The sequence below is a fragment of the Ammoniphilus sp. CFH 90114 genome, assembly GCF_004123195.1.
In the GTDB taxonomy this organism is placed as follows: Bacteria; Bacillota; Bacilli; order Aneurinibacillales; family RAOX-1; genus YIM-78166.
The window spans coordinates 290,492-316,098 of the sequence record NZ_SDLI01000001.1; the positions used below are offsets into that span (position 1 = coordinate 290,492).

32 protein-coding genes are annotated in these 25,607 nt (G+C 41.4%); 21 read left to right on the top strand and 11 right to left on the bottom strand.

Annotated features, from left to right (window positions below; translation table 11 throughout):
* Positions 1 to 66: 66 nt before the first annotated feature.
* Complete coding sequence (locus EIZ39_RS01515) at positions 67 to 750, top strand: CoA transferase subunit A (RefSeq protein ID WP_240675699.1); 684 nt, start codon at positions 67 to 69, stop codon at positions 748 to 750.
* A 17-nt stretch (positions 751 to 767) separates the two neighbouring features.
* On the top strand, positions 768 to 1,409 hold the full coding sequence (locus EIZ39_RS01520) for a CoA transferase subunit B (RefSeq protein ID WP_129196677.1): 642 nt from the start codon (positions 768 to 770) through the stop codon (positions 1,407 to 1,409).
* 140 nt (positions 1,410 to 1,549) lie between these two features.
* On the opposite strand, the gene EIZ39_RS01525 is transcribed toward EIZ39_RS01520, so the two are convergent.
* The 4 genes from EIZ39_RS01525 to EIZ39_RS01540 form a co-directional block, all read right to left on the bottom strand.
* Positions 1,550 to 1,675: a YqzM family protein gene (locus EIZ39_RS01525; protein WP_129196679.1), complete on the bottom strand. Its 126-nt coding sequence runs from the start codon at positions 1,673 to 1,675 to the stop codon at positions 1,550 to 1,552.
* Positions 1,676 to 1,764: 89 nt separating this feature from the next.
* Positions 1,765 to 2,301: a TlpA family protein disulfide reductase gene (locus tag EIZ39_RS01530; RefSeq protein ID WP_129196681.1), complete on the bottom strand. Its 537-nt coding sequence runs from the start codon at positions 2,299 to 2,301 to the stop codon at positions 1,765 to 1,767.
* Between the two features lie 26 nt (positions 2,302 to 2,327).
* A complete protein-coding gene (locus EIZ39_RS01535; RefSeq protein WP_129196683.1) occupies positions 2,328 to 3,044 on the bottom strand; it encodes a cytochrome c biogenesis CcdA family protein in 717 nt (238 codons plus the stop codon).
* A gap of 185 nt (positions 3,045 to 3,229) precedes the next feature.
* The gene (locus EIZ39_RS01540) at positions 3,230 to 3,958 is read right to left on the bottom strand and encodes a glycerophosphodiester phosphodiesterase (protein ID WP_129196685.1); all 729 of its coding nucleotides are present in this window, start codon (positions 3,956 to 3,958) and stop codon (positions 3,230 to 3,232) included.
* A gap of 167 nt (positions 3,959 to 4,125) precedes the next feature.
* Here EIZ39_RS01540 and EIZ39_RS01545 point away from each other — a divergent pair, with 167 nt between their 5' ends.
* The 5 genes from EIZ39_RS01545 to EIZ39_RS01570 all read left to right on the top strand — a co-directional run bounded on the left by EIZ39_RS01545 (position 4,126) and on the right by EIZ39_RS01570 (position 6,407).
* Positions 4,126 to 4,383 carry a hypothetical protein gene (locus EIZ39_RS01545; RefSeq protein ID WP_129196686.1) on the top strand — a complete coding sequence of 86 codons (258 nt, stop codon included), beginning with the start codon at positions 4,126 to 4,128 and terminating at the stop codon, positions 4,381 to 4,383.
* A gap of 161 nt (positions 4,384 to 4,544) precedes the next feature.
* Positions 4,545 to 5,045, top strand: coding sequence for a peroxiredoxin (locus EIZ39_RS01555; RefSeq protein ID WP_240675665.1), 501 nt, complete (start codon positions 4,545 to 4,547; stop codon positions 5,043 to 5,045).
* Between the two features lie 23 nt (positions 5,046 to 5,068).
* Positions 5,069 to 5,503, top strand: a complete 435-nt coding sequence (locus tag EIZ39_RS01560; RefSeq protein WP_129196692.1) for a glycine/sarcosine/betaine reductase selenoprotein B family protein — start codon at positions 5,069 to 5,071, stop codon at positions 5,501 to 5,503.
* A gap of 27 nt (positions 5,504 to 5,530) precedes the next feature.
* Positions 5,531 to 5,770 (top strand): stage III sporulation protein AB, encoded by a 240-nt coding sequence (locus tag EIZ39_RS01565; protein ID WP_240675666.1) that lies wholly within the window; start codon positions 5,531 to 5,533, stop codon positions 5,768 to 5,770.
* Positions 5,771 to 5,966: 196 nt separating this feature from the next.
* A complete protein-coding gene (locus EIZ39_RS01570) occupies positions 5,967 to 6,407 on the top strand; it encodes a CBS domain-containing protein (protein ID WP_129196693.1) in 441 nt (146 codons plus the stop codon).
* A 1,531-nt stretch (positions 6,408 to 7,938) separates the two neighbouring features.
* On the opposite strand, the gene EIZ39_RS01580 is transcribed toward EIZ39_RS01570, so the two are convergent.
* A complete protein-coding gene (locus tag EIZ39_RS01580) occupies positions 7,939 to 9,192 on the bottom strand; it encodes an MFS transporter (protein WP_129196698.1) in 1,254 nt (417 codons plus the stop codon).
* 144 nt (positions 9,193 to 9,336) lie between these two features.
* On the opposite strand from EIZ39_RS01580, the gene EIZ39_RS01585 reads away from it, so the two are divergent.
* Positions 9,337 to 9,843 carry a hypothetical protein gene (locus EIZ39_RS01585; protein ID WP_129196700.1) on the top strand — a complete coding sequence of 169 codons (507 nt, stop codon included), beginning with the start codon at positions 9,337 to 9,339 and terminating at the stop codon, positions 9,841 to 9,843.
* A gap of 180 nt (positions 9,844 to 10,023) precedes the next feature.
* Here the strand turns inward: EIZ39_RS01585 and EIZ39_RS01590 are convergent, their stop codons facing one another.
* Complete coding sequence (locus EIZ39_RS01590) at positions 10,024 to 11,655, bottom strand: thiamine pyrophosphate-binding protein (RefSeq protein ID WP_164984843.1); 1,632 nt, start codon at positions 11,653 to 11,655, stop codon at positions 10,024 to 10,026.
* 363 nt (positions 11,656 to 12,018) lie between these two features.
* Here EIZ39_RS01590 and EIZ39_RS01595 point away from each other — a divergent pair, with 363 nt between their 5' ends.
* Positions 12,019 to 12,279, top strand: a complete 261-nt coding sequence (locus tag EIZ39_RS01595; RefSeq protein ID WP_205668506.1) for a GIY-YIG nuclease family protein — start codon at positions 12,019 to 12,021, stop codon at positions 12,277 to 12,279.
* Between the two features lie 16 nt (positions 12,280 to 12,295).
* Here EIZ39_RS01595 and ymzB read toward each other — a convergent pair whose 3' ends face one another.
* The 3 genes from ymzB to EIZ39_RS01610 all read right to left on the bottom strand — a co-directional run bounded on the left by ymzB (position 12,296) and on the right by EIZ39_RS01610 (position 13,530).
* Positions 12,296 to 12,634 (bottom strand): protein YmzB, encoded by a 339-nt coding sequence (gene ymzB / locus EIZ39_RS01600; protein ID WP_129196706.1) that lies wholly within the window; start codon positions 12,632 to 12,634, stop codon positions 12,296 to 12,298.
* 99 nt (positions 12,635 to 12,733) lie between these two features.
* The gene (locus EIZ39_RS01605) at positions 12,734 to 12,931 is read right to left on the bottom strand and encodes a hypothetical protein (RefSeq protein WP_129196708.1); all 198 of its coding nucleotides are present in this window, start codon (positions 12,929 to 12,931) and stop codon (positions 12,734 to 12,736) included.
* A gap of 71 nt (positions 12,932 to 13,002) precedes the next feature.
* Positions 13,003 to 13,530 (bottom strand): gamma carbonic anhydrase, encoded by a 528-nt coding sequence (locus EIZ39_RS01610; RefSeq protein WP_129196710.1) that lies wholly within the window; start codon positions 13,528 to 13,530, stop codon positions 13,003 to 13,005.
* A gap of 154 nt (positions 13,531 to 13,684) precedes the next feature.
* On the opposite strand from EIZ39_RS01610, the gene EIZ39_RS01615 reads away from it, so the two are divergent.
* The 6 genes from EIZ39_RS01615 (at position 13,685) to EIZ39_RS01640 (ending at position 19,508) form a co-directional block, all read left to right on the top strand.
* The gene (locus EIZ39_RS01615; RefSeq protein ID WP_129196712.1) at positions 13,685 to 15,496 is read left to right on the top strand and encodes an N-acetylmuramoyl-L-alanine amidase; all 1,812 of its coding nucleotides are present in this window, start codon (positions 13,685 to 13,687) and stop codon (positions 15,494 to 15,496) included.
* Between the two features lie 12 nt (positions 15,497 to 15,508).
* The gene (locus tag EIZ39_RS01620) at positions 15,509 to 16,066 is read left to right on the top strand and encodes a GerMN domain-containing protein (RefSeq protein WP_129196714.1); all 558 of its coding nucleotides are present in this window, start codon (positions 15,509 to 15,511) and stop codon (positions 16,064 to 16,066) included.
* Positions 16,067 to 16,171: 105 nt separating this feature from the next.
* Positions 16,172 to 17,089 (top strand): phosphate/phosphite/phosphonate ABC transporter substrate-binding protein, encoded by a 918-nt coding sequence (gene phnD / locus EIZ39_RS01625; RefSeq protein ID WP_129196716.1) that lies wholly within the window; start codon positions 16,172 to 16,174, stop codon positions 17,087 to 17,089.
* An 11-nt stretch (positions 17,090 to 17,100) separates the two neighbouring features.
* Complete coding sequence (gene phnE / locus EIZ39_RS01630) at positions 17,101 to 17,856, top strand: phosphonate ABC transporter, permease protein PhnE (RefSeq protein WP_240675667.1); 756 nt, start codon at positions 17,101 to 17,103, stop codon at positions 17,854 to 17,856.
* Positions 17,856 to 18,593: a phosphonate ABC transporter ATP-binding protein gene (phnC, locus tag EIZ39_RS01635; RefSeq protein WP_129196718.1), complete on the top strand. Its 738-nt coding sequence runs from the start codon at positions 17,856 to 17,858 to the stop codon at positions 18,591 to 18,593. The genes phnE and phnC overlap by 1 nt, the downstream gene beginning before the upstream one ends.
* 24 nt (positions 18,594 to 18,617) lie before the next feature.
* Positions 18,618 to 19,508, top strand: a complete 891-nt coding sequence (locus tag EIZ39_RS01640) for a selenium metabolism-associated LysR family transcriptional regulator (protein WP_129196720.1) — start codon at positions 18,618 to 18,620, stop codon at positions 19,506 to 19,508.
* Between the two features lie 13 nt (positions 19,509 to 19,521).
* Here the strand turns inward: EIZ39_RS01640 and EIZ39_RS01645 are convergent, their stop codons facing one another.
* The gene (locus tag EIZ39_RS01645; protein ID WP_129196722.1) at positions 19,522 to 19,923 is read right to left on the bottom strand and encodes an RDD family protein; all 402 of its coding nucleotides are present in this window, start codon (positions 19,921 to 19,923) and stop codon (positions 19,522 to 19,524) included.
* 106 nt (positions 19,924 to 20,029) lie between these two features.
* Entirely contained in the window at positions 20,030 to 21,091 is a 1,062-nt protein-coding gene (locus EIZ39_RS01650; RefSeq protein ID WP_129196724.1) for an NAD(P)/FAD-dependent oxidoreductase, read from the bottom strand.
* 270 nt (positions 21,092 to 21,361) lie between these two features.
* Here EIZ39_RS01650 and EIZ39_RS01655 point away from each other — a divergent pair, with 270 nt between their 5' ends.
* The 6 genes from EIZ39_RS01655 to EIZ39_RS01685 all read left to right on the top strand — a co-directional run bounded on the left by EIZ39_RS01655 (position 21,362) and on the right by EIZ39_RS01685 (position 25,580).
* A complete protein-coding gene (locus tag EIZ39_RS01655; protein WP_129196726.1) occupies positions 21,362 to 21,658 on the top strand; it encodes a hypothetical protein in 297 nt (98 codons plus the stop codon).
* 154 nt (positions 21,659 to 21,812) lie between these two features.
* Entirely contained in the window at positions 21,813 to 22,775 is a 963-nt protein-coding gene (locus EIZ39_RS01660) for a VanW family protein (protein WP_240675668.1), read from the top strand.
* A 23-nt stretch (positions 22,776 to 22,798) separates the two neighbouring features.
* A complete protein-coding gene (pssA, locus tag EIZ39_RS01665; RefSeq protein WP_129196728.1) occupies positions 22,799 to 23,290 on the top strand; it encodes a CDP-diacylglycerol--serine O-phosphatidyltransferase in 492 nt (163 codons plus the stop codon).
* A gap of 74 nt (positions 23,291 to 23,364) precedes the next feature.
* Positions 23,365 to 23,598, top strand: a complete 234-nt coding sequence (locus EIZ39_RS01670; RefSeq protein WP_129196730.1) for a group-specific protein — start codon at positions 23,365 to 23,367, stop codon at positions 23,596 to 23,598.
* 496 nt (positions 23,599 to 24,094) lie between these two features.
* Complete coding sequence (locus EIZ39_RS01680; RefSeq protein ID WP_129196734.1) at positions 24,095 to 24,880, top strand: undecaprenyl-diphosphate phosphatase; 786 nt, start codon at positions 24,095 to 24,097, stop codon at positions 24,878 to 24,880.
* 175 nt (positions 24,881 to 25,055) lie between these two features.
* Positions 25,056 to 25,580, top strand: coding sequence for a hypothetical protein (locus EIZ39_RS01685; RefSeq protein WP_129196736.1), 525 nt, complete (start codon positions 25,056 to 25,058; stop codon positions 25,578 to 25,580).
* The last annotated feature ends 27 nt before the right edge of the window (positions 25,581 to 25,607 follow it).

The following is a 25,607-nucleotide window of genomic DNA, read 5'->3' on the forward strand; positions in this document are numbered from 1 at the left end:
TATCGTGATGAGAAAGAAAAGCTGTCAGCAGGAAGGAGAGGTCATTAGGTGAAAAAAGGAAAACAATTGGATAACATATCAGAGGTGCTTAGCAAAGTACAAGATGGCTCAACATTGATTGTTGGTGGATTTGGCTTGTGTGGAATTCCTGAGAAGGCCATTCTTGCCTTAAGAGATTTGGGAGTCAAAGACTTGACGGTTGTGAGTAACAATTGTGGAGTGGATGACTGGGGATTAGGTTTGTTGCTAGCAAACAAGCAAATTAAGAAGATGATGGCTTCTTATGTTGGAGAAAATAAAATTTTTGAGCAGCAATTTCTCAGTGGAGAGTTAGAAGTGGAATTAATCCCACAAGGTACCTTAGCCGAACGGATGCGTGCAGGAGGAGCTGGAATTCCTGCTTTTTATACAGCAACAGGTGTTGGAACCTTGGTGGCTGAAGGGAAAGAACATAAAGAGTTTGATGGTCGAACCTACATAATGGAAAGAGGAATTGTTGGAGACTTTGCCCTTGTGAAGGCTTGGAAGGCCGACCCGTTAGGGAATCTTGTTTTCCGTAAGACATCGCGTAATTTCAACCCACTAGCTGCTATGGCTGGGAAGATAACCATTGCAGAAGTAGAGGAAATGGTGGAAGTTGGAGAACTAGATCCAGACGAAATTCATACGCCTGGAATCTATGTACAACATGTTTTCTTGGGAACAAATTATGAAAAACGGATCGAACGACGTACGGTAGCCCAAGCGTAAGGAAAGGAGAATTTTTTATGAAGGATGGACGTAAGCTCATCGTCACTAGAGCGGCTAAAGAGATAAAGGACGGTATGAATGTAAATCTTGGGATAGGTTTACCTACTTTGCTTGCTAACGAAATACCGTCTGATTATAACGTATTACTCCAATCAGAGAATGGGCTCTTAGGAATTGGCCCTTATCCGTCAGAGGATCAAGTGGACCCCGATCTCATTAACGCAGGTAAGGAAACGGTTACAGCGGTAGTTGGGGCATCTTACTTTGATAGTGCAGAATCCTTTGCCATGATCCGTGGAGGTCATATTGACTTGGCGATCCTTGGAGGAATGGAGGTATCCGAGACAGGAGATCTAGCGAACTGGATGATTCCGGGGAAGATGATTAAGGGAATGGGCGGAGCTATGGATCTCGTGCATGGAGCTAAGCGAGTCGTTGTGATCATGGAGCATGTGAACAAACATGGTGAATCGAAGATCAAGAAGGAATGCAGCCTGCCGCTAACTGGAAAGGGAGTCGTTCACCGGTTGATCACTGAGCTAGCTATTTTTGATTTTACCGATAAAGGTATGGTACTGATTGAAACTCAACCGGGTGTTACTGTGGAAGAAGTAAAGCAAAAAACAGAAGCACAGTTTTCGGTTAGTGAAGGGCTTTAATTAATTGTTTTTTAAAGAAAAAAAAGAACCGGAACTCATGGAGTTCCGGTTCTTCTGCGTCTACATTTGTATAAACTTTGTAGACAGAACAAGGAAAACTTATAGCCTTATGCTCTTTTAAGTTTTCTTGTATGTAAGAATTAATGCTGGAATAGGCTTGCAATCGTAAAGATAACTGCAACGAGTAAGAAGAATCCAAACGATACGCCGAAACCTATGACGTTATCCACGATATCATCTTGCTTTAAATCTCTTTTGTGTTCCATGGCTCTTCACCTCCATCTTCACCCTTCATCTTACCACATAACTTTAGTATGTGGTAAATGAATTTGTGACATGCTTATGACTAAAAAGTTTAAGGAATGGAGATCAGCTGTTTCACGATCTCTTCAATCTCTTCTTTAGAATGTAGGCCTGTAGCTACTTTCACCACGTTTTGGTGGCGATCTAGAAAGAAGGTGTTTGGGATGGCCATGACTTGATAGGACTTCACGACAGAGCCATCCGAATCGAGAAGAACGGGGAAAGTAAAGTCATAGTGTTCAGCAAAGGCTTTAGCATTTGCTAGTTTGTCGTTCACCGCCACATTAACTGCCCAGATCTCAATATCCTCTTGATATTGTTCGTAAAGACTAGTTAGTATAGGAGCTTCAAGGCGGCAGGGACCGCACCAAGAAGCCCAAAAATTGATGATGACCGGTTTTTGTAATTTGTCTAATGTATAAGTCTTGCCATCTAGTCCTTTAAGCTCAAAAAGGGGAGCAGAAAACCCGGCTTCTGGACGGCGCTCCTTGTTTTCCGACTGCCCAACGCTGCTATGATTTAGGTTTCCATACAAAGCTAAGCTGGCAAAGAGAATAATGATCGCTACTATTACGATGTTGCGTTTCACGTGATCTCACCTTTCCCTGGTTTTCCCTAGAATCCAGTAAACCCTCCATAAATGGAGATAAGCCAGATGGTAATATCAGTCATCTTATCCGTATAGAGAAGGATACCGAGCAGAATCATGATCGCACCGCCTACCTTCATCATTTTAGCCGAATGTCGGAGGATCCACTTCGTTCGTCCTATAAAGAAAGACATAAGGATGAAAGGTAAAGCAAAACCGAGAGTATATGCAATAATGAGCGGTAAGCCTTGTGAAGGGTTACTCGCGCTTACAGCTAATACAGCAGTGAGGATCGGGCCTACACAAGGAGTCCAGCCTGCAGCAAAAGACACCCCTACAAGAGTCGAGCCCAAATATCCTGCTGGTTTACTGGCAAATTCTAGTCTTTTTTCCCTCATGAATAGGGTCGGTTTAAACCATCCTAGCATAAAAAGACCCATAACAAAAATTAAGATTCCTCCCAATTGACGTATGAGCTCCTGGTATTCCCTGAAGATAGACCCAAGTAATGTAGCAGTCAATCCTAAGGAAATAAAGATGATGGAAAAGCCCAATACAAAGAAAAGGGTATGGACCATAGCCTTTCTAAGAACTACCGACCGGTCCTCCTTCAACTCAGAAACAGAAATACCGGTTATATAGGATAGATAGGATGGGTATAAAGGCAAGCAACATGGCGAAATAAACGATAAGAATCCCGCACCGAGAGCTAACCAGATCGTGGGGTCAGCCGCTGTACTCATAGATTCACTCCCTTAATATTAGAGTCCAGTTCCTTATAAATTCTATCATGAAATAATATCAGGGGAAAGGTAGATAAGGTGAACAAACAAAAGAAGGTGAATTATAAACAAAAAAAACATCCCCTTATTGGCATATTTGGGGATGGAGGTGAAAATTGTTCCACGAGTAGCAATATTATTCTACTTCATTCTACATAGTTTCGAGCCTTTTCGGGATACATCGTAATTATTCCATCTACACGACATTGAAAGGCAAGAGAGATGTCATCAGGAAGATTGGCGCCATAAGGACAAACTTGTAGTCCGTGAAGCCAACACTGGTGCACATATTCAGTAGTGATGATGTTTATAGGGGGATGAATGTACTCAGCACCGAGTTCCCGAGCCATCTTCCAAGGTTCTTCTAAGCGTCCAAAGTAAAGAAACCCTGTAGTTATTTGTCGATGGAGCTGTTTCGCACGTTCAATACTTTGTGGATTAAATGAAGATAGAATAACTCTGTCAAGTAGATCGTACTTGAGGACAAGTTGGATAATGGCTTCCTCCAAGTTTTCGGAGCGTATCAACAAGTTTTTCATCTCTATATTTAGAAGGATGGGGGAGGTTCTCGCTCTTAATAATACTTCATCGAGGGTTGGTATTCTTAAGTGAGAATAACGGGGGTGAAACCAGGCGCCCGCACTTAATTCCTTTAATTCTTTTAACGTAGAATGTTTCACAAGCCCTGTTCCATTGGTTGTTCGGTTCAAGCTCTCATCATGAATAACAACGGGATGTCCATCCTTAGAGAGTTGTACATCTAATTCTAAGCCATGAGCTCCCCTACGAATGGCCTCCTTGAAGGCGGGCATCGTATTCTCAGGATAGATATGGGATGCACCCCTATGGGCAAAGATCTTAGGACTTAAGTTCATAGCTTCTCCCACCTGTGAGAAATAGGTTCCTATTGCATCTTATGCGATCCTTTCTATGCTATGCCACTCGGAAGGACTTCTGTTAGATGTTTAGTCAAGCATATTTTGAGTAATTATCGCCATTCTAAGAGTTAGAAAATCAAAAGCAAAAATAGGAGGTATATAGGATGAAGCCACACTTAATGAGAAAATCTGAGTTTATCGGTAGTAAAGGAATTGTCGCCCAAAGTGACGTAGGGGCATTTGTTGTAAGAGAGGGAAATGAATATCAGCTAGGAGTAGAGATTGACGTGGATACGGTCGTCTTCCTAGATAAAACGGAAGATAACGACAGAGTGCAAATGATGCTTGATAACGCTGTTTATGAGATAGAAGATATTCGGGAACGCTTTGTGGATTGCTTTCCTGAGGAAGGTCAGCAATAGGCAAGGGCTTCATAGGAAAGCGTCCAATGGCATGTTTTATAAGGTTTTCTTATTTATTTTATAAGTAAAATTTTACAATGAAATGTGTTAAATTGCTTTGTTATTTATAGGACAAGTTGGTATACTAGTTATGACTTTAATTATCAAAGGAGGGAATAAACATGCCAAAAGGTGCAACTGAAACCAAGACGCTTAAGGTTGGCGACAAGGCGCCAGACTTTACAGCTAAAGCACATGGCGGTCGTACAATTAACTTGAGCGACTACCAAGGCAAGCAAAACGTATTTATCGCTTTTTATCCCCTAGATTGGACTCCTGTCTGAGGCGCGCAGATGCCTTCTTACGAGGACGATTTGTCTAAGTTTGAAGAGCTAGATACCCAGGTTCTGGGTATTAGTGTTGACTCTATTCCTAGCCATGAAGCATGGCAAAAGTCTATCGGCGGAATTACTTATCCGTTGGTATCTGACTTCTATCCACACGGAGAGATCTCCGAGAAGTTTGGCGTACTTCGTACAAAAGCGGATGAGCCAGCTTTTGGTGCTTCTGAACGTGCACTATTTATCATTGATAAAGAAGGTATTGTTCGTTTCATCGATGTTCATCCAATTGGAGAACAACCTGATAACGAAGAATTATTTGAGATACTAAGAAAGCTATAATCAGAGGTCAGGAGCTGAAGCTTATGGAAATGTCAAGGAAAGCTATTCCATACACGCCCAACCAAAAAAGCTTAAGTGAAATGACCCTGATGATTGTCTCCACTTCAGGCGTACATCTGAAGGATCAGGAACCTTTCAGTACGGACACGGCTCAAGGGGATTCTACATATCGAGTTATTCCAGGAGAAGTTCAACCCGCTGATCTGACTGTGACTCATGCTGCCCCAAAGGAGCATTACAATACAGATGCCCCGAAGGAAGATATTAACTGTGTCTTTCCTATTGATCGACTAAGAGAATTAGCGGACAATGGAGTGATTCAGGGAGTAGCAGAGAAGCATATTACCATGATGGGATATGCCATGAGGCTAAAGCAGATCAACGACGTGACCATTCCTGCTGTGGCCAAGGAAGTCGTTCGCTCTAAGGCGGACGCGGTCCTTCTAACCGCTGGCTGACCTCTTTGCCATCGCACTGTAGTTACAGTGCAGCGTGCTATTGAAGCTCAGGGCATTCCAACGGTGCTTGTTACTCTGGATGTAGAGCAATCTGGATTAATGAGACCTCCAAGAGCCATCCATCCAAATGGATTTGAGTTTGGACACTCCCTAGGGAAACCTCATGATAAGGAAACCCAGATGAAAGTGATTCAAGCTGCCTTGGAACAACTTGTTACCAAACAAGAACCTGGTCAAATTCATATGATGGATTTTCCAGGTTACTAAATAAAAGAACTGGCACATTGGTATTATATACTAATGGTAGCCAGTTCTTTTTTTGTTTGACTCTATAAATTGGAGGGGTAAAACCTAATTAAACAGACGTTACTACTGGTTGACAGACATTGGTATGAAGGGTAGAGTTACTATTGTAGAGATGACTTAATGATAACTCGGTTTGTAGGCTAAGGAGGGTACCTTTTTGAGCAGCTTAGGGATGGACAAAAAGGAATTTATGTCTCAAGAAATACGGGAGCTCGTCCTGAAAAAGGAAAAAATCGTGACTATGCAACCAGATTGGACACTGGAACGTGCCTTGGTGAAGCTTACCCGCTCTGGGTATACATCGGTTCCAGTTATTAATGCTGCGAACCAAGTTGAGGGGCTTATCAGCAAGACTTTAATTCTCGACTTTATGAGCGAAAATCAAAATATCAACTATAATGACTTACCGAACTACTTTGTTCATCAAGCAATGAATCGCAATTATATGGGGATATGGGAAAACACTCCTCTCTCATTTGCTTTAGAGCTTATGATAGACAGGGCTTATGTTCCTATTATTGATAAGACCAATGCCTTTGTTGGAATTCTTACTCGTCAAGCGGTCCTGCAAAAAATTCTAAATTATTTCAGTGAATGATCAGACACGTTAACGTGTCTTTTTTTTGTGAAAAAAAGTGTGTATATATTTTCCAAATCTGCGAATGATATCGGTAGGAGGTGTAAGTTACATATGATGAACTTTTATCAAGGCACTAATCCGCAAGCTGTACGTCAAGACATTCGCCAAGATTTATACGGCACACAAAACACTAATATGGGAGGCTCTCAAAACATGATGATGCAACCTGGCTATTCTAATACCAACGTGCAACAAGTAAGACAAGACATTGCACAAGAAGGTGGATTCCGTAATCAATTAGGTTACAGCGGCTTACAGAATCAAGTTGGTGGCTACGCAAGCGGAGCCCAAGCGATGTTTCAACAAGGATTCACGAATACCAATCCACAGCAAGTAAGACAAGACATCGCTCGCGAAGGCGGTTTTGTTCCTAGCAATATGAACCAAATGCAAGTTGGTAACTATGCGGGCGGAGCCCAAGCGATGTTCCAACCAGGATTCACGAATACCAATCCACAGCAAGTAAGACAAGACATCGCTCGCGAAGGCGGTTTTGTTCCTAGCAATATGAACCAAATGCAAGTTGGTAACTATGCGGGCGGAGCCCAAGCGATGTTCCAACCAGGATTCACGAATACCAATCCACAGCAAGTAAGACAAGACATCGCTCGCGAAGGCGGTTTTGTTCCTAGCAATATGAACCAAATGCAAGTTGGTAACTATGCGGGCGGAACCCAAGCCATGTTCCAACCAGGGTTCACAAATACTAATCCACAGCAAGTAAGACAGGACATCGCTCGTGAAGGCGGATATGTTGCAAGCAATATGAATCAAAACCAAATGCAAATGGGAAGCTACGCGGGGGGAGCGCAAGCGATGTTCCAGCCTAGATTTACGAATACAAACCCACAACAAGTAAGACAAGATATTGCTCGTGAAGGCGGATATGTTGCAAGCAATATGAATCAAAATCAAATGCAAATGGGAAGCTACGCGGGTGGAGCGCAAGCGATGTTCCAGCCTGGATTTACGAATACAAACCCACAACAAGTAAGACAAGATATTGCTCGTGAAGGCGGACTTGGCGGAGGCAATATGAGTCAAGTGGGAGGTTATGCAGGAGGAGCGCAAGCGATGTTCCAGCCTGGATTCTCCAATACCAATCCAGGGCAAGTAAGACAAGATATTGCTCGTGAAAGCGGATTTGCTGCTGGAAATATGCAAATGGGAAGCATGGCAGGTGGTGGTCAANGATTTGCTGCTGGAAATATGCAAATGGGAAGCATGGCAGGTGGTGGTCAATCTATGTTCCAACCTGGTTTTGCCGGAACCAACCCACAGCAAGTAAGACAAGATATTGCTCAAGAAACAAATCAGTTTGGATCTGCAGGCCAATATCTCATTTAGTTTAAAAAAGAGGGTGCCCCTAAGGCCGGTAATACCGACTAGGGGGCACCCTCTTTAAAATTATCACGCTTTATAGGAGAATTAATTAACAACGCCTGCGCAATCAGCCAACTTCCAAGATTGACCTCTGAGACAGCGTCTATTATTTTGCAGGAACTTTCTTAAATAAACTTGTGGGTTCTTCTGTTTTTCCAGTTCCTTTTTTATTCTTTGCTCCAGGTTTAATGAAGAAGAAAGTGAGAAGAAAGGTCAAGGCAGCTAGTCCCGCAACCGAAAAAAACAAGGTTTGATGGGAGATCCCCATTAGCCAGCTAAAAACGGGGGGGCCAACAGCCACTCCAAGAAATCGCAAGCTATTATACAAAGAGGTAATCATTCCTCTTTCCGATTTAGCTACTGAACCGGTGATAAGTGTATTTAGACAGGGCAGCAATAAGCCTGTACCAATACTGCCGAGTGTTAAGAGTCCAATCATGACATAGATTTGTTTAAAAAAGCCAACAGCAATCATACTTGCTGTCAAGATACTTAACCCTGTAAGCATAATTTTTCGCATAAGGGGTTTGTTTTGCTTAATTCTTCCGCCAGTAATATAGGCAGTCGTCACCATTCCCATCAGTGGAATAGCTAAGATAGCCCCTTTGATTACGCCATCTAACTTATATTCCGTTTCAAGAATATCTGACAGATAGAACAATACGCCAAAGAGTATGAACAGACCAATGGAACCAACAAAAAATGCGGTTACAAGCCATCCTCCTTGCTCTTTAAAGACCTGTTTGAGGCTTGCTAGATATTGCTTAAGAGGCTTTGGCTTGGCTGGGTTTTTCTCCTTGATTAGAAACCAAACAGCTAGTGCCGTTAGAAAACAAAGGGCAGGAAAGGCAAAAAACACAGCGTACCAGATGAGAAGTGCCAGTAAGGAACCTAAGATAGGAGACAAAACCTTACCTAGGCCGTTAGTGGCTTCAATTAAACCCAGGGCTTTTGATTCTTTTGAACCTGAATAAAGGTCTCCTATTAAAGCCATAGCAATGGGGGCAGTTCCGGCGGCACCTATTCCCTGTATAATTCTTGCAATTAAAATAATGTTATAGGCATTATCCATTAGCCAAGCCGCGAGTCCAGCAATAATTCCCCCGATACCATATAAGATCAAGGCTGGAACGATGATGACTTTTCGTCCAAAGCGATCTGAAAGGTAGCCCACGAAGGGGATAATGAGACCGGCTGCAAAGGAAAAAGCAGTAATCATTAAGCTGACTTGAAATTGAGATAAATTCAATTCTCTTTCCATGGTCGGAAGAACAGGTACGATCATGGAGTTTCCAAGAACCATGACTAGAGGAATGGCTGCAAGAGTGGTTAGCTCTAACGGGGATCCCGATTTCGGCATATCATCAACTCCAGGAAAAGGTTTTTCACTCCTCTTATTGTGGCTTAAAGTGACAGAAAATCCTCAGAGAAAGAAGTGGAATTCAAGGAAAGAGAAACCTTTTCTAGTTTCCCGCGTAAAAAAAGTAAAGGGGTGTATTCTAAAATGAAATCATGGATAAGTTTTGCTTCACTGATTTTATGCACTATTACGATTCTAGGCTGTCAAAGTCAAGAATCTGTTCATAATCAGACAGTCGAGAAGAATGTATCAACAGAAGCAGCGGAGAAGCCATTGGAGACGGAGGCGGAGAAAACCAAAACATTATTTCTGGACAAACTCCGCCCTGAAATGTCAGAAGCGGAAGTTCGCAGTCTATTTGGAGGGGATTTTTCTTTAGTGGAAAACGCAATGGAAGGAAATGAAACGTGGCGGTATGACCTAGGGAAAAAATCAACTTATCAATTCGACGATCAAGGGATAGACAAGGTTGACCTGGAGGGTTTGAAAGCAGGAGAAGTTGAGGCCCTTTTATTTGTAGATTGGACAGAAGATGGAGTAGTCAACTCCGCAGCCTTATATATCAATGATCCTCTTGAAGTTGGGACTTTTTATGAGTATCATATCGATCCAGACGGTACTGTGGAAGAGGTAGTAAAAACCCTTGATTGATTGTTTGCAAATAAAAAGCAATTCGACCAATAATTTTCTCGACATATTATTCCAAATTTCTTTCCTATTTTCATAACATGTGATATGTTATATATATACTAACAAGGTTTTGTTAGGTGAGAGTTTATTGTCTTTAGCGCCCACATTGTGAGCGCTTTTTTTTTGTGTGTATTGTGTGTATTAAACCGAAACGGCGGCTTTTACTTTAGAAAGTGGAGTAGGTTGGGTTGAACTAATCACTTCAATAAGTACGGGACCAGGAGTTTGCATACTCTCCGTAATCACCTTATCGAGTTGATTTGGATCGTCCACTCGGATACCAGGTATACCAAATGCTACAGCAACTTGGGAAAATAAAGGATTCACAAGATCTGCTCCGAATGGGTCTAGTCCCATATATTTCATTTTGTTTTTTTCCATTGCTAGAGAACTATTATTTAAAACAACCATCTTGACTGGAAGGCGGTAAGCCACAGTCGTAGCGAGTTCAGACAAGTTCATCGCAAATCCACCGTCTCCCACAACAGCTACGACTTGCTTTTCCGGATACAATAATTGAGCAGCATTGGCCGCTGGTAAGCCAAATCCTAGTGTGCGCCAAGTTCCTGAAAATAGCAATTCTTGCCCATCTGTCTGAAAGGAACGGTTAAACCAAACCGTATGATCACCTGTATCCAATGTAATAATGGCGTCTGAATTCACAGCTTTACTTAAGGCAGACATGATTCTAGCAGGAGCAATAGGAGTGCTAGCGTCATTTTGTTCTTGACTCATTTGTGAGAGCCACTCTGCTCTTGCAGAGTGGATTTGATTCAGCCATAAAGCATTTGGCGTCCGTGTAATTTGATTTTCAAGTGGGCCAAGGATTTCCTGGGCATCTCCGATTAGGGCAGTATATAAATTTTTATCAAAGTGAATGTGATCCGGCTCTAGTTCAATTTGGACAAAAGGAATTGAGGTCGACATAAAGGTTTTCGGATACCACATGGCTCCGATCATAAGTAGACCGTCACATTCGTTTAGAAGAGTTGCGGCTTGCTCGCTCCCCCCTTCCCCAATTCCTCCTAACATAAACTCATAGCTCTCAGGAATGATCCCCTTTGCTCCTAATGTACTGACAACACCAGCCCCAAGCCTTTCAGCTAAACGACGAATTTCTTGTCTACAGCCCTGTGCTCCACGGCCAATATAGATCATGGGTTTGTTGCATTGGTTTAAAAATTGTGCAGCTTTTGACAAGTTACTTAGATCACTTGGGCTCTGTCGGTATAAGAAGGGGTTTTCCGGTATTAAATCTTGAGTATGAGTTTTTGAAAACAAATCCTTTGGAACGGAAAGATGGGTTACCGCTTTTTGTTTGATAGCTGTCCTTACAGCACGATCTAAAAGCTGAATAATGGAATCAGGTGAGGAAACCATTCCAGAATACGCAGCTAAGGGTTCGATAAACCTTTGTTGGTCTACATATTGCTTGGCTTCCGTTCCTATTTTTGGGGTAGGTACTTGTCCTGTAATGGCTAAGACAGGTACCTTATCACTGTAAGCATCACCCAAGCCGTTTAATAAATTCGCCATCCCTGGACCGCTGGTGGCAACACAGACCCCCAATTTCCCTGTTAGCTTGGCATAGGAGGAAGCCATAAATCCAGCGGCTGACTCATGACGTGTAGAAATAAATTTAATCTTACTTTGCTGTGCTAAGCTGTGAAGGAGATCTAGAATAGCGTCTCCAGAAACACCAAAGATGTATTCCACACCAAACTCATGTAACTGATCTATAATGGTTTGAGCAACTGTAGTTGGGCTTTGCATAGTAGCCTCCTTTAAATATGCTTGCATTTGCATAAAAAGCATTTCTTCAATCCTAGTGTGAACAAAAAAATAAAGTTCCCTCTTGGGAACTCTTACATGAAGAAAGGATAAGGTAAAAAATAGGCATAAAAAAAAGACCACCGATCTAATGTCGGTGGTTAAGTAGATAGGAGTGGAGAGAAACCATAACTGCTAGTTAAGGTGTTAAAGTTATTATATACCACAGAGAAAGCGGTTTCAACACTTAAATTAGCAATTTAAAAAAAATTTTGCAAAGATAGGAAAGACAACCACTCTGGTATAATCAGAATAAGAAGATAAAGGATTTTAGAGAAGGGAAATTTTACTGTGTATTATGTTTATATGTTACGCTGTAAAGATTCGAGTTTGTATACCGGGATAACTAATGATATAGAGAAAAGAGTAAAGAAACACAATTCGGGCAAGGCCTCTCGTTATACAAGGGCAAGATTACCAGTAAAAATGGTATATCTTGAACAATGTGAAAATAAGTCAGCTGCATTAAGAAGGGAAATAGAAATTAAAAGATATACCAAATCTGAAAAGGAAAGATTATTGGGGGTAGCAGGCTTAAAAGAGGATCCAAATATCGGATCCTCCTAAAATCGTTAAGCTTCATTTAGTGAGGTTGAATGGTGTATATCCCTCGTTCTGTGCGGATCTGAAAGCTGTCCCCTTTGTTCTGAGTAATCCATGTCCCAAAGAGGGGAATCTCATAAACATCCTGAGGCAGCGGCCCTGAGGTTTCATTAATTACCTGCCCTTGCCCGTGAAAAAGAAGTGATTGGGGAGATACATAGCCATCTGGGTCTGGACGTTCGAGCTTTCCTAAAGTAATGTCTTCTAAAGTAAGGGAAACTTGGTCTAAGTCTCCGTCCTCTTCCTTGCTGATGAGAATTGACCGATGCTCTTGCTGCTTCATCCATTGGGTTACCAGGTCGATGATTTGATGTTCCATCAGCATCCTCCTTAAATAGAATTCCTACTAAACGTACTGTACCCAACAGATCGAATAAATATATAAGTAAAAAAATCCCTAACCGGCATCGGTAAGGGATTATTCTCTAAAGTCAATATGTTGAATCTCGCTATATGGAATAACCTCGAAATGGTATTCTCCACCATGGACAAGCAATACAACCTGGTTTGCCGAGGTGTTATATAGATCACCCGTTACGCTTTTATCCTTCAGATGTATGGTAAGTGTCGGGTGATTTTTTACCAGGGGGTCTAAAAAAGATTTATAGGCTAACATGCTCATGCAGCTCCTCGGGAAATGATAATGCACTTATTCTATAACGAATAAATATTAATGTAAATAGTTTTTTATTCACACTCTTCTTTTTCAACTTGTTTGTAATACTGCCCCTTTTCTACATAACTTTGCCTGATGCGTTTCAATTCTGCAAAGTCTTTTTCCTCTAATTCCCGAATGACCTTAGCAGGGGATCCTAAGGCCAGACAGCGTGGAGGAATTTTCTTCCCAGGAGGAACTAGGGTTCCTGCACCAATGATGGCTTCTTCCCCAATTTCTGCTCCATCCAAAATGATGGCACCCATGCCTATCATTGCCCCCTTGCGGATCGTACAGCTATGAAGAATGGCATTATGGCCAACCGTAACCTCATCTTCGAGGATGAGAGGATTACCTGGACTTTGGTGCAAGGTGGAATTATCCTGTATACTTGTACGTTCTCCAATTACAGTAGGGGCAATATCGCCTCGGATAACCGTGTTATACCAGATGCTGCTTTCCTTCCCAATTTTAACATCACCACTAACTAGACTACCCTTTGCAAGAAAGACGCTATTATGAATGATTGGATGTTTACCCATATATGGAAGAATTGTCATCGTCATGTCTCCTTTGAAAAATAAGTTTGAGAATACGTAAATTCTAGCATAAAAAATCAAAACCTTCTTCCGCTTTATACGTCTAATAATATGGGTTGTTCGACAAAACTTGGCATAACTAGCCAAAATAACAGAAAGAGAGGAGAAGCATTCAATGAGAAGATTTCGCCTTGGGATTGGCATGCTATTAATCCTACTGCTGATCCCTTGGACATCTGCAATGGTTCATGCAGAGACTAACACCATTCAGCTAATGCTAGAAGGTCAAACGTTGAAACCAGATGTCCCACCGAAGCTTGTTCAAGGTCGAACAATGGTACCGATTCGTATCGTTGCTGAAGAACTTGGAGCTGAGGTAGGATGGGATAATCAACAGAGAAAAGTTAGTATTAAGAGTAACGCTGTCGATCTAACGATGCACATTGGACAGAAAAAGGCGATCGTTAACGGCAAGGAGGTTGCCATGGACGTTCCGCCGATGTTAGATAAGGGACGAACCTTAGTTCCTTTACGCTTTGTCGGAGAATCGCTGGGAACCACTATAGGCTGGGAGCAAGATACTCGAACCGTGATTGTTAATCAAACGTATCCTGTTGAGGCCAATGGGAAGAGTTTGAGCGGACAAAGAGTTTTTAAGATAGGCAATGAATATTACTTTCCTCTAAAGGAAATCAGTCCCTTCCTTGGAGCTGTTTTTCAGTCTGCAGAGATGGATCAAGTGGATCGGTTAATATACGGAGACCTGAATTTAAATATTGAAGAACGGGGTAGAACTCAATTACATCTTCGAAGGCTTGATTCTGGATGGGTGGTACCCCAATCCGTAATTGAAAATCTATTCCAGGCCAAAGTAGTACAAGCGGATCGTTTGTTTAGGATCGAGAAGTTAAGCCGATTGCAGTCTGTTCAAGAGGTAAATGGAAAGATAGTTATTAAGTCTACTGCCCCTATGCCTTTACAACATTTTTTAATGGAAGCGCCACATCGACTAGTCATTGACTTACCTAATACGATTATTAGTGAAGAGCTAAAGGAAACGGCCTTTTTTAATGGAGGTACGGGTATTATTCGGAAGGCAAGCACGGTTTCCGTTTCAGGCATTACTAGTGAACCGATGCCCCTTGAGGAACCTCTAAGCTCTGAGGAACTGTCAACGGATACGCCTGTTGAGACACAGCCACTAGAAACTTCCACAGAAAAAATGGTAGATATAGAATTGCCTGAAATGACACCTAGTTTAGAATCTCAATCTCCACGACTCTCCCATCTAGAACAAGAGGAGTTAATCAAGGAAATAAGGTTTAGTCAATTTTCACTAGAACCTCAGACGGTGCGTATTGTTGTGGAATTGTCCAGAAGAGTAAAATATGATCTTAACCCAGGAGCCGAGGGCTGGGAGGTAGCATTACATTCCTTGCCTAAAAAAGAAGGTTTTCTCATTATGCTTGACCCTGGTCATGGAGGTAAAGACCCGGGAGCTAAAGGCGTAAGCAGCAACAGGGAAAAGGATCTAACTTTAACGATCTCTACACTTTTGAAGGAAGAACTAAGGCAATATAAAGGGTTGCAGGTGATCGAGACACGTTCTGATGATTCTTATCCGACTTTGCAGGATCGTGTGTTAATGGCTAATGAGATACAAGCAGATTTATTTCTTTCTATCCATGCTAATGCGTTTAAGCCAGAAACCAGAGGAACTGAAACCTATTATCATACAGCGCAAAGTGAACAATTCGCGAAGATTGTACATAAGCATTTACTCGAAGCTACAAGGTTCCCAGACCGGGGAGCAAAGAAGGCAGGGTACTATGTGATAAAGAATACGACAATGCCTAGTGCTTTAATCGAAATTGGCTTCCTTACTCATGCTGAAGAGAATAGACAAATGCTTGAACCAGCATTCCAAAAAAGGGTAGCTCAAGCTTTAGGAAAAGCGATTCATGAGTATTATACTTCCTATCAATAAGAGGTGAGGACAATGAAACTAAAAATATATGGACTTTTCCTGATGTTTGTCCTTCTCACCATTATGACTGGATGCAGTGAGGATTCAGGTCCTCCAGAGCCTCAAGCAAATGAGGGCGAAGCAGTACAACAAACAGAGAGTCCAACGAATGAACCAAAAGAGGAAGAAAAGAAACTTAACTTTAAGATCTACTTTACGGATGCAAATGTATTGGAACTTAAGGAACAAGAACTAGAAGTAACATGGAGTGAGTCCTCCTCAAAATATTCTTTAGCCTTTCAATTGTTAGCGTCAGAAGTACCCCAGCCGGATGTATCGCCGTGGGAAGGATGGCAGTTATTGAATGATCAGTTCGATAACGGGATCCTTACAGTAGATGTAATGAGTTCAAACAATCCAGTTGGAAGCAGTATGGAACGCATGATGATTCTGTCCTTACTTCAAACGATGTTTCAATTTGAAGAAGTGACTCAAGTCCAACTATTGCTAAATGGACAAAAGGTAGAAACGCTAAGCGGACACATAGACATAGAGAAGCCTTTTTCAAGAGAGGATGTAGCAGACCTATAGGGTTTGCTATTTTTTTTGAGTTATAATAAACTTTATTTATTCGTCAAACAAGCAAAACTAATGAAACAGCATTGTAAAATGAATGGACTTCTAGGAGGAAGCAGAATGTTTAATCAAGTCTTTAGAGGAATTAGTTTATCCTTAATATTAATACTTTTATTAACAGCCTGCGGTGGTGGACCACAGCAAGCGATTCCTGACCAGCCAGCAGAGGCCGGAGATACTGGGAAGACACCATCCTTAACGATTGGGGTTATACCTTCTTTGAATCAAGGGAAGATGCAAGAAGCTATTAAGAAACTTGGGAGTCATCTTGAACAGGAAGTTGGAATCGCTGTTAAGATCGATGTTTATCCTGACTATAATGGTGTTGTTGAAGCGATGAACTTTGGACAAGTGAATATGGCCTACTACGGTCCTCTAACTTATGTAATAGCCCATCATGAAAGTGGTGCTGAAGCTATTATGACTCAATTGGTTAAGGGAGAACCTTATTATTATTCTTATATCATTGCTCATAAGGATTCTCCTTACAATAGCCTTGATGAGATGCTCAACGATAAGGAGCAAGTCACTTTTGCCTTTGGAGATCCAAACTCTACTTCTGGATCCCTTATTCCTGGGCTTGAATTAAAGGATAGAGGGGTATATCGCAATAACAATGACCATGACTTCAAGAATGTGATCTTCACAGGCGGACACGATGCTACAGCATTAGCAGTGGAAAACAAGCAGGTAGATGCAGGGGCTATTGATAGTGCCATTTTTGACACCTTAAAAGAAGGTGGAAAAATTAATGGGGACCTTTATAAAGTGATTTGGCAGTCTGAAAAGCTGTTTCAATATCCTTGGGCAGTAAAAGATGTTGATCAAGAGACAGTTAGTAAAATTCAAGAAGCCTTTTTGAAAGTTACCGATCAGGATATATTAGACGCCTTTGCTGCAACGGGTTTCACCAAAGCTCAAAACTCGGACTATGAAGCTATTCGTCGTGCTGCAGAACAAGATGGTCGACTTAAATAGGAGGAAGTTAATTGAATAAATTACCCAAATGGTCGCTGACAATTTTGTCAGCGATTGTCATTATCTGGAGCGCGCAGGGCGCACAATTCGATATAAGAAAATTTCTGGATCTCGGAAATAGCCTCGTCTTTCTCCAGACGAAATGGCTCCCACCTGATTGGAGTATTCTCCCGTTAGCCATCAAGTCTGCAGTCGTTACATTACAAATTGCCATTCTTGGTACGTTTCTGGCTATGGTAGTTGCCATTCCACTTAGTTTTTTGGCTGCATACAATACGTCCCCGTCAAAAGGGCTTTATAATGGGACTCGTTGGCTGCTCAATTTTTTTCGTTCTGTCCCAGAAATTGTGTTAGGATTACTTCTTGTTCCGTCCTTGGGACTAGGTCCTTTTCCAGCTGTCGTGGCTATAGCCATTCATAACATTGGTGTGTTGGGTAAATTGATTTCGGAATTGATAGAGGCAGCAGACCCGGGACCGCAGGAAGCGGTTGCTTCTGTTGGAGTCCCTAGAATTTTGGTCATCTTATACGGGATCCTTCCGCAAATTGTGCCTAATATCCTTTCTCATTACTTTTACCGATTAGAAGTCGGGGTACGAGCTTCTCTGATTCTAGGCTTTATCGGCGGAGGTGGGATTGGAAATATGTTATTTATTGATTTTAAAATTTTTAATTATCAATTCGTGGCAACAGAAGTTATTGTAATCATGGGGCTTGTTTTACTGGTTGATTACTTGGGGACTTTCGTAAGAAAAAGGGTGATTTGATGCTAGTGGAAATTGAAAACTTAAAAGTGCAATATCACAGGGCAACAAGTCCTGCACTTGAGAGTATTTCGTTTGGTGTGGGAGAGGGTGAGTTTGTTGTTGTTTTAGGATTGAGTGGGGCTGGTAAGTCGACTCTTATCCGATGTATAAACCAACTTGTTAAACCTACTAGTGGAACTATACGTTGGGAAGGAAAAGAGATTACGGGTTACAAAGGAAGAGCTCTTACCCTTTACAGGCGCTCGATAGGAATGATATTTCAATCTTTTAATTTATTAGGTAGACTATCGGCTGTAACGAATGTTTTAGTGGGAAGACTCGGCTACATAAGCAGATGGAGAGCTCTGACTTATTTATTTCCATCAATCGATCTTAAAATAGCGGAAGATGCATTAGACCGAGTTGGTTTAGCAGGAGTGAAGCATCAACGGGCAGATCAATTAAGCGGTGGCCAAAGGCAGCGCGTCGCCATCGCCAGAGCATTGGTGCAGAGGCCTAAGCTTATCCTTGGGGATGAGCCTGTTGCAAGTCTTGACCCGCTAACTTCAAGAAGCATCATGGATCTGTTAAAATCAATTAATAAGGAGGAAAATATTACCATGATAATTAATCTGCATGATGTGGAATTGGCCAAGCAGTATGCCACACGAGTCATTGGGATTTCCCATGGGCGTATTGTCTTCGATGATATACCTGAACGTCTTGATGGGCCTTCCTTGGAGAAAATTTATACATGAAAAATGATATAGGGGGTTGATAATATGAATCTTAACCACTTAAAAGCTTTAGTTAAAGTGGTTCAAACGGGAAGCTATAAAGAAGCGGCCAAGCATTTAAACGTCTCCCAGCCAGCCATTACACAGAGGATTCAAGCGCTTGAAGATTATATGAAGACGAAGCTCTTAACGAAAGAATCAGAGGGTGTCCAACTTACAAGCCACGGTCGAACGATCTATGAATCCTCTTTGCAGATCTTAATGATCTGGGACAGGATAGAGGAAGAGGTCTGGGGAACAAAAGTGAAGGGCAGACTTACTCTTGGCGCAAGTACCATTCCTTCGGAATACCTTCTTCCCCCATTACTTAAGACTTATAGAAATGTCTATCCGGATGTAAAGCTTCATCTTCGTATTTCAGGTACGAGCGAGGTGATTAAATGGTTAAGAGATCGTACCGTAGACGTAGCGATAACGGGTATACCGATGACAACGGAAGGTGTTATGTCGTTTCCCATTGCTGAGGATAATATGTGTTTGATTATCCCTATTGATTATGATTGGCCTACGACTGTTGAGAAGCTAACGATGCTTACCGAATCAGATTGGATCATGCGTGAACCTGAATCAGATACGCGTAGAACATTAGAAGCCTATTTAACCAGTTCGGGTATTGAAGTGGCGAAGCTGTCTATTTCTGGTCAAGTAGAAAGTACGGAAGCTGTTATTGCAGCTGTGGAAGCAGGTCTAGGGATTTCAGCTGTATCCTCGCTAGCAGCTGCAAAAGCAGTGAAACTAGGTGGAGTAAAAGTGGTTGATATACCAGAGTTTAAACTTCATAGAAGATTTTATTGTTCTTACTTGTATGACCAGAAAAATCAATCCGTTATTTCTACATTTATTCAGTTTCTTCATAATCATAGCGCCATTCAATGAGGAGGCGCTATGATTAATGGCTTTTTTCTACATATGTTCCTGCAATTAGATCATGGATGGCACGTCGGTCTTCTCTTAGAAGGATCATAAATGCACTGATAATTACGGTAATACCAAAGGTTATTAAGCTTAAAATCATTTTGCCGAATACTTCTCTAAGGAGCATAGTTCCTAATGACAAAGGAAGAAAATCCGTTCTAGCAATGCGTATATAAAGCAATCTCTTCCCAAACGTATACCCACCCCAAACTAGAGGCAGCAAGGTCGCATAAAGTAAGTTTACAACAGTCTCTGTTGCATTTGCTGTACCTTGGTCCATTCCAACTGTGATGCCATAGCAGAATAATCCAATTAAGATTCCATCGACGAGCCCAGCTGCAAGCCGACGCCAAAATCCTCCGCGCTTTTCTGACATAATACCCACCTACAATCTCGTTTACCTTATGTATATTCCATGGAGGCTTTTCCAGAGAACAAAAAAGGACCAACTGTAAGGTAACAGTCAGTCCTTTTTTGAATAATTAGCCAAGGTGTCTCTTATAAAGCCATAAAACACCTGACTTGAGAATACGTGGGACACGTCCGTGCAGCGGGGTGTCTCCGATAACAGCGAAGCCTTCTTTTTTTCCTAGGGAGCCGAAGACAGCTTTCAATTTCAGCGGAGGAAGGTGGATGGCTTGTCCCTTCCACTTCGCAAGCAAAATATCTCTTAATCGGTCAGCCATCATCTCTGCTAGGTAAGCACTAGGTGCAAAATTAGCAGAGGCGCAGTCCCCAATGATGTAGACATCTGGTTGCTCTGGAAGAGAGTAATCATCGCCAACAATAAACCGAGCCTGATGATCTCGCTCTCCAACGATACAATCCGTTATGGGAGCAGGTTTAATCCCAGCCGTCCATACAACCGCATCATATTCGAGGGTTCCTTCCTGATGAATGGCATACTGTGGGTAGAGTTCATTCAATTGAATATAATTAATTAAATTAACGTCATGCTCACGGAACCATTGGGTTACATAGTCCTGAGTCTTTTGTGGAAAAGGACTCAGGAGTCCTTTTCCACGATTCACGATGGAAATATTAAGATCCGGTCTCGACTGTCTAAGTTCTGCTGCTAATTCCACACCACTAAGGCCACCGCCAATTACCATCACTCGTTCATAGGGATCTAATGTGGTCAATCGTTGAGAAGCAATTTGGGACTTCTTAATGGTTTGAATGCTAAATGCATTCTCTTCGGCACCTAGGACATTCTGATAATCATCCACACATCCTACAGCAATGACTAACTCGTCATATTCAATAGGATCGTGTTCCCGTACTTCAACCCTTTTCCCCTCAAAATCAATACTCGTTGCCTCACCATATATCTTGGTTAGGCGTGGGTCTTCGGGAAAAGGATGTGTTAATTCCGCTAGGGATTCCGTCCCTGCGGCAAGGGCATAATACTCTACTTTAAATGTATGATACGGAAGCCGGTCAATTAATATGATCTCATGATCATCCCGTATCTTGGGCAGTAAGCCTTGAATTAGCCTCATACCGCCATATCCGCCACCTAAAATGACTAGTTTTTTTCCCATTATCAATAACACCTCATATGTGTTGCGATAGAATCCTTATCTATTTTAAGATAAAAAAGAGAGAATGTAAAAATATTTGACGATATTTCAACGTTTTTGTAAGCGTATACACAAAAAGTAATTAAATTCGGAAATTTCCCTTACACAAATAGTATGTCCAAAAGGGAAATAAATTGTAATTCTCGAAAGCGTGTTGCTGTTTTTCCACCTTCTGATAAAATAGTATTAGACGCTTATCCAGCATTGGAAAAAGACGAAGGAGCGGACTCCATGGTTGATCTTATAGAATTGATTGAAGAATTTGAGGTGTTAATTGCCTCAAGTGAAACGAACCACCATAAAATGTTAACCTTTCTAAAAGGGGTTAACCGCAGGCTTCCCAAAAATGTAATACCACCTATGATTGAATTTATTACAATCCTCAAGGAAGAAAATCCTAGCTTGTTTTATGAGTTGAAGGACCATATTCCTAAAGGGATGCCACTATACGACATCTTAAGGATTGATATTTCTTATGAACTGGCTAAAGAACGTTTAACGAAGAGGAAGGAAAGAGTGAGAAGATAACAGGAAGGAATCCCTACAGGGGGTCCTTCCTGTTTTTGTTACCAAAAGTTATTTAGCTTTAATTTCATTGACGAATGCCAATAATACACTTATGAGTAAAAGAAAAAAAGAGAGTAAAAATCAGGGTTTATCAGTGAAGGGAGTTGTTCCCATCTTGCGGATATATAATAAATTGGGCGTTTTATTGTTTTGTCTGCTTAGTTTAACAACGCAAGCTCTTGCCTCATCGATTAGTATTCAAGATATTACAGGGATTAATGAAGAGTTGGGGCAAACGATTGAACTGCGCTACCTTGACCAACAATTTTCTATTCCGATATCACAGTTGACCTTACCAGAAGTCTCTATTCCAATTGTAAACACTAGTTCTGTCATGAAAATTGCAGATCGTCTTGATGCTCAGATTGGTGTGAAGGAGCAAAGTGCCTATATTGATCACAATGGGAGGATAGTTGAACACTTAACAGGTGTTGCCATAGACCGTAATAAACTAATCTTCACATTTCAACAATTACTTTATTCGCCTGAGGAAACATCAGCCATGCTGCCTATTACGTTTATTCCACCGAGAGTAACAACGCAGCAATTAAAACTGGCAATGGAGAGGCAAATTTCAAGTTTTGCAACCTATTACAACAGCAGAAACTTTAATCGTTCGCAAAATATTCAACTCGCTTCATCTGCCATCCATCATTATGTCCTTCTTCCTGGTGAGACATTTTCTTTCAATAAGGTTGTAGGTAAACGTACCGTTGAAAAAGGATATAAACGCGCCCCCGTAATTGTGAGAGGGGAGTTGTCGGAGGGAATAGGGGGAGGCATCTGTCAAGTTTCCTCAACCCTCTTTAATGCAGTTGATAAGGCTGGCCTCACGATCTTACGGAGATATTCGCATAGCAAACAAGTCGGGTATGTACCTGCTGGAAGAGATGCAACGGTTAGCTGGTATGGTCCTGATTTTTCATTTCGTAATGATTATGACCATCCTGTCATGATAAAGTGTTATGCTAGGCACGGTAAGAATCTAGTCACGATCTATTCCAGTAAAAGTCTTGAAGCGGAATTGCGGACTGTTCCCGAGGCACCCCAAAAACTACCGATAGAATCACGCAGTTAAAAGCTCATGATGGGAGGGATTCCATGCTGTCCTATATTGTAAGGTCTATACCCAATTTATTCTCTTTGGGTAACCTCTTATGCGGTGTGTTTTCGATCACCTTTTCCATGAATGGATATCATCGGACAGCAAGCTTGCTTATTTTTTTAGCTGCCTTTCTTGATGTTTTTGATGGAAGAATTGCCCGTAAACTAAAAGTGAATAATCAAATTGGAGTTGAACTTGATTCATTAGCTGACATTGTAAGTTTTGGAGTAGCACCCGCTTTACTCTTCCATACCCTAGCTAGTCCGAGCTGGGTTAATCCTATTGCGTTTGTTCTTTACCCTACAATGGGGGCTTTACGTTTGGCCCGTTTCAATGCGAATCCTACAGTAGGCTACTACATGGGAATACCCATTACGTTAGCGGGTCTAATCATGAGCTTAATGGGGGTATTCTTGTATACTAACCCCTATATAGCCATTCTTTTGGCTATCCTTATGGTCAGTCCTATACGGGTGAAGAAATTGTAAGAGAAAAGATAGACGTGGGGAACTGTATTGGTCATAATAGTAAATAAACTTTATTCTAGAGGAGGAACAGAGATATGGGGATTTGTATGAAGGATCACCCTTCTGAGGATGTTCTAGAAAAAATAGAGGCTGTTAAGGAACAATTAGAAGCCTCTGTTCTGGAAGGACTGCTTTTTGGATTAGAAAATCAGAAATGGGACCAGGCTCAGCTAAATGAACTATTCCATGCACTAAAGAAGCTAGAAAAACGAATCACTAATGAGGAAAGAACGGCTACTTTAGATCAAATTGTTTCCTTTTTGGATTAAGATTAAATAAACATAAAGACAAGCGTACCAGCCATTCGTTGGTAGCTTGTCTTTTTTTTATAACTTTGACAATGCTACTGGTTTTTAATGAATAATCTGCTTATGTTGTCACATACTGTATATACATGAGGCACAAAGCCTTTTTACTAATGAAAGGAAGGTAAAACAACATGGGAAGCATTTCCGTCCTCTCCCTGAAAAAAAAGATGGATGGTAAAGGAGAATATTTCGAAGTTATGATTGATCTTGATGGTCAATTTACGCGCTGTTTCCTACGATCGGGACTAGGAAGGTATGACTTGCTAAGGCAGTTGTATACAGTGACTACTATAGAAGATTTATATCAAATTGATGACAAAGCTATATTATATATTGCTTGAAAAAAGGAGGAGTCCCCTCCTTTTTCTTTTGTTTTAGCTTTAGGGGCAATAATATTCATAAACCCTCTCCCTAGGACATACATGATAGAAAAGGCAAACCTAGGGAGGAGCGAAAGATGGAAGAGTTTTGGAAGTCATTAATATTAGGAATCATTCAAGGTTTTACAGAGTTTCTTCCGATAAGTAGTACAGGCCACTTAGTGTTAGGGAGAAAATATTTGGGCATGGCGGAAGCCGGGCTGCTTTTGGATACACTGCTCCATTTTGGTACACTTGTTGCCGTTATGGCAGTCTTTTGGGATGATATCGTGCACTTGATTAGGAAACCGTTTAGTCGCTTAGGGTTTTTACTTCTCGTTGGTACCATACCAACAGCAATCATTGGTTTAACTTTTGAAGATTACTTCGAGGAAATATCTAAGACAGGCTCTACGATTGGTGTAGAATTTCTGGCTACTGGGATCATCCTATGGTGGGCTGATCGAATAAAGAATAAAGGGTACAAGCCGTTTGAAAAGATTACTTATAAAGATGCACTTTTTATTGGGACGTTACAAGGGGCTGCCATCCTTCCAGCGATATCGAGATCGGGATTAACGATTGCCGGCTCCTTGTTCCGTGGGATTGAAAAAGAAGCGGCTGCTCGGTTTTCTTTTTTGCTATCCTTACCAGCGATCTTCGGAGCATGTATATTACAAGGGAAAAAGTTAGTAGAGCATCAATCAGAAACCATTAGCCTGCTGCCGCTTTTGGTTGGAACCTTCGCTGCAGCCATTTCCGGCTATATTGCTGTAAGATGGATGTTAAAGATCTTAGGTAAAGGTTCACTTAAAATTTTCGCTGTATATGTTTGGGTTTTAGGAGCTATTGTTGTCATTTTGCAGTTCACAGGGAATTGGTGAGAGTAGAATCATGTCGAATTGTCAAGTTTCGTCATATATTGTTGAAATATTTTTATAGGATTTATTTGATCCTTGTAGAATTCAATAAAGGCTAAAGTATATTGTCCCACCAGCGTTGCTTTGGAGATGAACACCGTCATCCAGAAGTCCAGAGGCAGGACAAAAGGAGGATATCATGGGTATTGGGATGAATTTTGTATGCAAGTGCTGTGAATATGATACAGGGATTCTCATGCTCCATCAAGGAAGTCAAGACTCGCTTCAAGAGGTAGTTAAGAAATATATATATACCTATTCTCATGAGATTGATTTGCTCATGCATCCAAACCGTATAAATGAGTATAAGAGAATTCTTGAGAAGGTTAATGTGGAAAATACAGAGACAGCCTATCATTATGATGCATGTGTCTGCTACGCATGCAGAAAAACTTTTGAATTATTAGATGTCCTGGAGAGGAAGGAAGAAGAGGTCTATGCATGGGATAAAGGGGTTTCGAGATCCAATGAGAACCCTATTAAGCAGATGTTCAAGCTCTCAGAGGACAATTGGTCGAGTCTTCTTGGAGATGATCCACATTGTGTTTTCTGCAATCAAATGGTTGTTAAGATTACGGAAGAATTAATAGAGAGAGGCTTGTCTTGTCCAAAATGTAATAACGGCAAATTAGTTGCTGGTGAAGAATTTGAATTATGGGAATAGAGTGAAGAGAAAGCAGTTTTCGTAAGG

Coding starts and splice junctions, on each gene's coding strand:
- EIZ39_RS01520 (WP_129196677.1), top strand. CDS start 768: ATGAAGGATGGACGTAAGCTCATCGTCACTAGAGCGGCTAAAGAGATA.
- EIZ39_RS01525 (WP_129196679.1), bottom strand. CDS start 1,675: ATGGAACACAAAAGAGATTTAAAGCAAGATGATATCGTGGATAACGTC.
- EIZ39_RS01535 (WP_129196683.1), bottom strand. CDS start 3,044: ATGAGTACAGCGGCTGACCCCACGATCTGGTTAGCTCTCGGTGCGGGA.
- EIZ39_RS01540 (WP_129196685.1), bottom strand. CDS start 3,958: ATGAACTTAAGTCCTAAGATCTTTGCCCATAGGGGTGCATCCCATATC.
- EIZ39_RS01545 (WP_129196686.1), top strand. CDS start 4,126: ATGAAGCCACACTTAATGAGAAAATCTGAGTTTATCGGTAGTAAAGGA.
- EIZ39_RS01560 (WP_129196692.1), top strand. CDS start 5,069: ATGGAAATGTCAAGGAAAGCTATTCCATACACGCCCAACCAAAAAAGC.
- EIZ39_RS01580 (WP_129196698.1), bottom strand. CDS start 9,192: ATGCCGAAATCGGGATCCCCGTTAGAGCTAACCACTCTTGCAGCCATT.
- EIZ39_RS01585 (WP_129196700.1), top strand. CDS start 9,337: ATGAAATCATGGATAAGTTTTGCTTCACTGATTTTATGCACTATTACG.
- EIZ39_RS01590 (WP_164984843.1), bottom strand. CDS start 11,655: ATGCAAAGCCCAACTACAGTTGCTCAAACCATTATAGATCAGTTACAT.
- EIZ39_RS01595 (WP_205668506.1), top strand. CDS start 12,019: ATGTTACGCTGTAAAGATTCGAGTTTGTATACCGGGATAACTAATGAT.
- ymzB (WP_129196706.1), bottom strand. CDS start 12,634: ATGGAACATCAAATCATCGACCTGGTAACCCAATGGATGAAGCAGCAA.
- EIZ39_RS01605 (WP_129196708.1), bottom strand. CDS start 12,931: ATGTTAGCCTATAAATCTTTTTTAGACCCCCTGGTAAAAAATCACCCG.
- EIZ39_RS01610 (WP_129196710.1), bottom strand. CDS start 13,530: ATGACAATTCTTCCATATATGGGTAAACATCCAATCATTCATAATAGC.
- EIZ39_RS01615 (WP_129196712.1), top strand. CDS start 13,685: ATGAGAAGATTTCGCCTTGGGATTGGCATGCTATTAATCCTACTGCTG.
- EIZ39_RS01620 (WP_129196714.1), top strand. CDS start 15,509: ATGAAACTAAAAATATATGGACTTTTCCTGATGTTTGTCCTTCTCACC.
- phnD (WP_129196716.1), top strand. CDS start 16,172: ATGTTTAATCAAGTCTTTAGAGGAATTAGTTTATCCTTAATATTAATA.
- phnC (WP_129196718.1), top strand. CDS start 17,856: ATGCTAGTGGAAATTGAAAACTTAAAAGTGCAATATCACAGGGCAACA.
- EIZ39_RS01640 (WP_129196720.1), top strand. CDS start 18,618: ATGAATCTTAACCACTTAAAAGCTTTAGTTAAAGTGGTTCAAACGGGA.
- EIZ39_RS01645 (WP_129196722.1), bottom strand. CDS start 19,923: ATGTCAGAAAAGCGCGGAGGATTTTGGCGTCGGCTTGCAGCTGGGCTC.
- EIZ39_RS01650 (WP_129196724.1), bottom strand. CDS start 21,091: ATGGGAAAAAAACTAGTCATTTTAGGTGGCGGATATGGCGGTATGAGG.
- EIZ39_RS01655 (WP_129196726.1), top strand. CDS start 21,362: ATGGTTGATCTTATAGAATTGATTGAAGAATTTGAGGTGTTAATTGCC.
- pssA (WP_129196728.1), top strand. CDS start 22,799: ATGCTGTCCTATATTGTAAGGTCTATACCCAATTTATTCTCTTTGGGT.
- EIZ39_RS01670 (WP_129196730.1), top strand. CDS start 23,365: ATGGGGATTTGTATGAAGGATCACCCTTCTGAGGATGTTCTAGAAAAA.
- EIZ39_RS01680 (WP_129196734.1), top strand. CDS start 24,095: ATGGAAGAGTTTTGGAAGTCATTAATATTAGGAATCATTCAAGGTTTT.
- EIZ39_RS01685 (WP_129196736.1), top strand. CDS start 25,056: ATGGGTATTGGGATGAATTTTGTATGCAAGTGCTGTGAATATGATACA.